Raw genomic sequence first — 4,443 nt, forward strand, 5'->3', positions numbered from 1 at the left:
GATGTATGACGTCGGCTGATGCTTGACATTTCTACTTCGGTTGATAGCTGACAGTGTTTCGGCTGATGCTTTACACCTACTTCGGCTGATCCTTGACACTCCCGATATGAGGGAGTTGAGCGTGGCCGAGCAGCGGTATCAGGCCGTGTTAGCGGTGATCAGCGACGGGTTGTCGATATGCCAGGTCGCTTCGAAAGTGGGGGTGTCGCGGCAGACGCTGCACGCCTGGTTGGTCCGCTATGAGGCTGAGGGCCTCGACGGGCTGACGGACCGGTCGCATCGGCCGGCGAGTTGTCCGCATCAGATGCCCGCGCGGGTGGAGGCGGCGCTGTTGGAGTTGCGGCGGTCGCGCCCGTATTGGGGTCCGCGGCGGCTGGTGTTCGAGCTGGCCAAACGTAAGGTGTCCCCGGTGCCCTCGGAGTCTGCGGCTTATCGGGCCCTGGTGCGGGCCGGGATGATCGACCCGGCGGTGCGGGATCGGCGCTCGCGCAAGTGGAAACGTTGGGAGCGCGGCGCTGCCATGGAGCTATGGCAGATGGATGTCGTGGGCGGATTCCCACTGGCCGACGGCACGTCGGCCAAGGCGTTGACCGGAATCGATGATCACTCGCGGATGTGCGTGTGCGCGCGGTTGATGGTCCGTGAGCGCACCCGCGCGGTCTGCGACGCACTACGCGCAGCGTTGGCGACCTATGGGGCACCGGTGCAGATCCTGACCGATAACGGGAAGGTGTTTACCGGGCGGTTCAACCATCCACCGGTCGAAGTGCTCTTTGATGCGATTTGCCGCGAACATGGCATCGAGCATCTGTTGACCCAGCCCCGCAGTCCCACCACGACCGGCAAGATTGAGCGGTTCCACCGCAGTCTGCGCGCCGAATTCCTCAGCAACAAGCCTGCTTTCACCAGCCTCAAAACTGCCCAGCAGGCCCTTGATGAGTGGGTCGACTACTACAACACCAGCCGGCCGCATCAATCACTGCACATGGTCACACCTGCCGACCGGTTCACCCCTTCGGCGCCGACGGCCAGTCCGTCGACACCGAAAGCAACCCACCATGACCGCACCGGCGCCGGCTGGGTCAGTCGACGAGTCTGCGCCAACGGCATCGTCAGTGTGTCCTGGCAGCAGGTCAGCGTAGGGCGCCACCGCGCCGGCCAGCGCTGCGACGTTCACATCGACGGCGACCTTCTCCGGTTCTGGATCGGCGACGATCTGGTCAAGACCGCCGCGCGCACCAGCACCGGCGAGGTAAGAAACAAACGGGCCGCGCGCACCAGCGCACCGGCCTAATCCATAACCCAGAGTGTCAAGGATCAACCGAAACAGAAACGTCAAGCATCAACCGACTCTGAACAGGCGCGCTCTGCGGGAACCGTCCCCTGGTGACCCGCCGCGCCGTGAATCCGCCTGATAGGCAGGCCTTTAACGCTGGGCGGTAGCACGCGGCCTATGTGCTCGCCGCAACTTCCTTGGGTTGCGACACGGTCACGGATGGGTACCTTTCGGGGCTCAGCAGACACAGTAGCCACATCGCCCACTATCGTCACATAAGCCAACTGCGGACGTCAATGCGACGGTTCGCCCTTGGAAAGGTGGGACATGTCGGCGATGCGTCGAATCGTTTCAATATCGGTGGCGTCGGCGACCGTTATCGGCCTTGTCGTGCCGGTCGGCTTCGCGCCGCCGGCGATGGCCACACCGTGCTCGGCCCCCGAAGCGAACGGCCCGCCTCCTGCCGCACTCCCGGACATGCCTGCGCCCGCGCCGGTCGTCGCACCGCCCACGGGACGCAGGCCTCGAGGTGCCAATGAGCAGGCGCCGCTGCCCAAACTGGGTCCGCTGATCCAGTCCTTCGGTTCCCTCCTTAAACCCTTGACCCAAGCCCAAAGGCAGGCGCAACTTCAGGCGGCGGTGATACCGGGGCCCACTCCGCCGGGCGCGGCCATCCCACAGTCCCCGAACGTCAATCCGGCCGTTCCGGAGGCCGTGCCCGCGCCACCGCCTCCTGCCCAGGTCGCGGGGGCTCCGACCTCGCTCGTCGACTTCGTGACCGGACCGAACAGCCCTAACCACACCCTCGAACGGTTCGGTATCTCCGGCACCGACCTCGGGATCCCCTGGGATAACGGTGATCCCGCCAATCGTCAGGTCCTGATGGCCTTCGGTGACACCTTCGGCTATTGCGCTGTGCGCGGCCAGCAATGGCGGTACAACGTGCTTTTCCGCAGCCAAGACCGCAATCTGAACCAGGGAATCCACGTCGCGGACGGGGTGCCCAACAACCAATACTCCGGCTCACCGGTATGGGCGCCGGGCTTGTCTAAACAAGTCGTCAACAGCATCCATAAGGCGGCGCACGAGACGGGAATCATTCCGACCTCCGCGATGTCTCTTGGCAGAACGCAATACATGAACTTCATGTCCATCAGGAATTGGGGCCGCGACGGCGAGTGGTCAACGAACTACTCTGGCATCGCGAGATCCGTTGACAATGGCCAGAGTTGGGGCATCTTCCCCGGGACCATCCGGCTGGCTTCAGCGGACGCCGTCCCGGGCGGCCGGTTCTTCCCGGGCAATGAGAACTTCCAGATGGGGGCGTTCATGAAGGGGAGGGACGGTTACCTCTATTCCTTCGGCACGCCGTCCGGACGCGGTGGCCCAGCGTTTCTATCGCGGGTTCCGCCGGGCCAATTGCCCGACCTGACTAAGTACCAGTACTGGAACGGCGAAGGAAAGGGCTGGGTTCCGATGGACCCGGGTGCGGCGACGCCGATCTTCCCGGGGCCGGTAGGCGAAATGTCGGCGCAGTACAACGACTATCTCAAGCAATACCTGGTGCTCTACACCAACGGCGGCAGCAATGATGTGGTAGCGCGCACGGCGCCGTCTCCGCAAGGCCCTTGGAGTCCGGAACAACCGCTGGTGTCGTCATTTTCGATGCCCGGTGGTATTTACGCGCCGATGATCCATCCCTGGTCGTCGGGCAGAGACTTGTACTTCAACCTGTCACTGTGGTCGGCATACGACGTGATGCTGATGCACACCGTGCTGCCATAGCTGAGGACGTTATGACGCCACGTCGGGCACACGGAAGCTCATATTCACCGTGGTTCCCGACGGGGTGCAATCCATCTCGAGCCAATCGCTGACCGCGCGGATGAGCAGCAGTCCGCGTCCACGGACGCCGGGTTCGGTGGGCGCCGCTTTCCACGAACCTTTGTCGATGATCCTCATGTGTACGCGGGCGCCGTCGTTTTCGCCTTCCACCCGAACCTTGCCCGGCTTATGGTTCCGGTAGCCGTGCTCGATGCTGTTGGCGGCCGCCTCGTTGACCGCCAAGACGATGTCGGCGATCTTTCCCTCCGGTATCGCGGCGGCCCGCATCCATGCGGCGAGATGGTGTCGAATATCGCTTAATTGTCCGGCGGCTGCGGCCTTCTCAATCTTCAATGGTGCGTAAGGCTGCCGGTAGACGACGATCGCGATGTCGTCGTCGTATCCTGTGGGCGGTGCCAGCTCGCTCAGCACCGCATCCGCGATGTCGTCGACGGGCAGATGCATCCCGCCAGCCACCGTCGTACTCACCCGTGCGATCCCGTCGTCGATCGACGACTCGCGCCGCTCAACCAGTCCGTCGGTGTACAGCATCAAAGTCGAGCCCGGTGGCAAGACCACCGACGATTGTGGCCGAGAACCCTTGCGCTGCACGGCCAGCGGCACCGAGCGTGCGTCAGAGATCAGCGTCGGCTCGGACTGCGGCGCGGCCAGCACGGCCGGCAGGTGCCCGGCGCAGCTATAACAGAATTCACCGGACTCGGTATCCAGGACCGCCAGAAAGACGGTGGTGCAGAAGGCATCCGGGATCAGCTCGGCTACGGCGTCAAGTTCTTCGAGCAGCTTGGCGGGCTCGGCGCCGGTGAGTAGCAGCGCCCGTGCAGAGCTGCGAAGCTGACCCATCACCGCCGCAGCGGAAAGGCCGCGTCCCACACAGTCTCCGACGATGATGCCGATCCGGTGATCGCCGACCCGCAATACGTCGTACCAGTCGCCACCGATCTCCAGAGGCGGGACCGCGGGCTCGTAGCGGACCGCGAAGCCAGGCGGAAGCTCGGTCGGTGCCAACATCGCGTGCTGCAACGTCAGCGAGGTCTCGCGCGCGGTCTCGAACTGGCGCACGTGCTGGATTGCCAACCCCAGATGACCGACCAGCACGGTGACTAGCAGCCGATCTTCAGCGCTGACCCGGCGCGGCACCCGGAGTTCCAGCCACAATGCGACGTCCCCGCCGCCGGTGAGCACCGCGACAATTCCGCGTGCCATGCCCGGGTTGTCCGGCCATTCGATCGGCTGCACCGTGAGCGGTAATTGATGACGAGCCTGCTGAAATATCCCGCGCAGCACCGGATCTAGTTGACGCCACGGCAGTGTGGCTTTCTCTC

Annotated in this window: 4 protein-coding genes; 2 read left to right on the top strand and 2 right to left on the bottom strand. The window is 64.1% G+C overall.

The window, feature by feature from the left end:
* Nucleotides 1-106: 106 nt before the first annotated feature.
* On the top strand, nucleotides 107-1,294 hold the full coding sequence (locus WAN71_RS19315; protein ID WP_422226870.1) for an IS481 family transposase: 1,188 nt from the start codon (nucleotides 107-109) through the stop codon (nucleotides 1,292-1,294).
* A 275-nt stretch (nucleotides 1,295-1,569) separates the two neighbouring features.
* Here WAN71_RS19315 and WAN71_RS19320 read toward each other — a convergent pair whose 3' ends face one another.
* Nucleotides 1,570-1,701, bottom strand: coding sequence for a hypothetical protein (locus WAN71_RS19320; protein ID WP_422226873.1), 132 nt, complete (start codon nucleotides 1,699-1,701; stop codon nucleotides 1,570-1,572).
* Between WAN71_RS19320 and WAN71_RS19325 the strand changes: the two genes are divergently transcribed.
* Nucleotides 1,637-3,061 (top strand): DUF4185 domain-containing protein, encoded by a 1,425-nt coding sequence (locus tag WAN71_RS19325; RefSeq protein ID WP_422226872.1) that lies wholly within the window; start codon nucleotides 1,637-1,639, stop codon nucleotides 3,059-3,061. The genes WAN71_RS19320 and WAN71_RS19325 overlap by 65 nt on opposite strands.
* 9 nt (nucleotides 3,062-3,070) lie before the next feature.
* Here WAN71_RS19325 and WAN71_RS19330 read toward each other — a convergent pair.
* Nucleotides 3,071-4,443 (bottom strand): ATP-binding SpoIIE family protein phosphatase (locus tag WAN71_RS19330; RefSeq protein WP_422226871.1); only part of this gene is annotated, 1,373 nt, incomplete at its 5' end.

The sequence above is a fragment of the Mycobacterium sp. genome, from assembly GCF_049280035.1.
Taxonomy (GTDB): Bacteria; Actinomycetota; Actinomycetes; order Mycobacteriales; family Mycobacteriaceae; genus Mycobacterium.

Bases quoted from the DNA above. Each gene is read 5' to 3' on its own strand.
- WAN71_RS19315 (WP_422226870.1), top strand. From the start codon at position 107: ATGAGGGAGTTGAGCGTGGCCGAGCAGCGGTATCAGGCCGTGTTAGCG.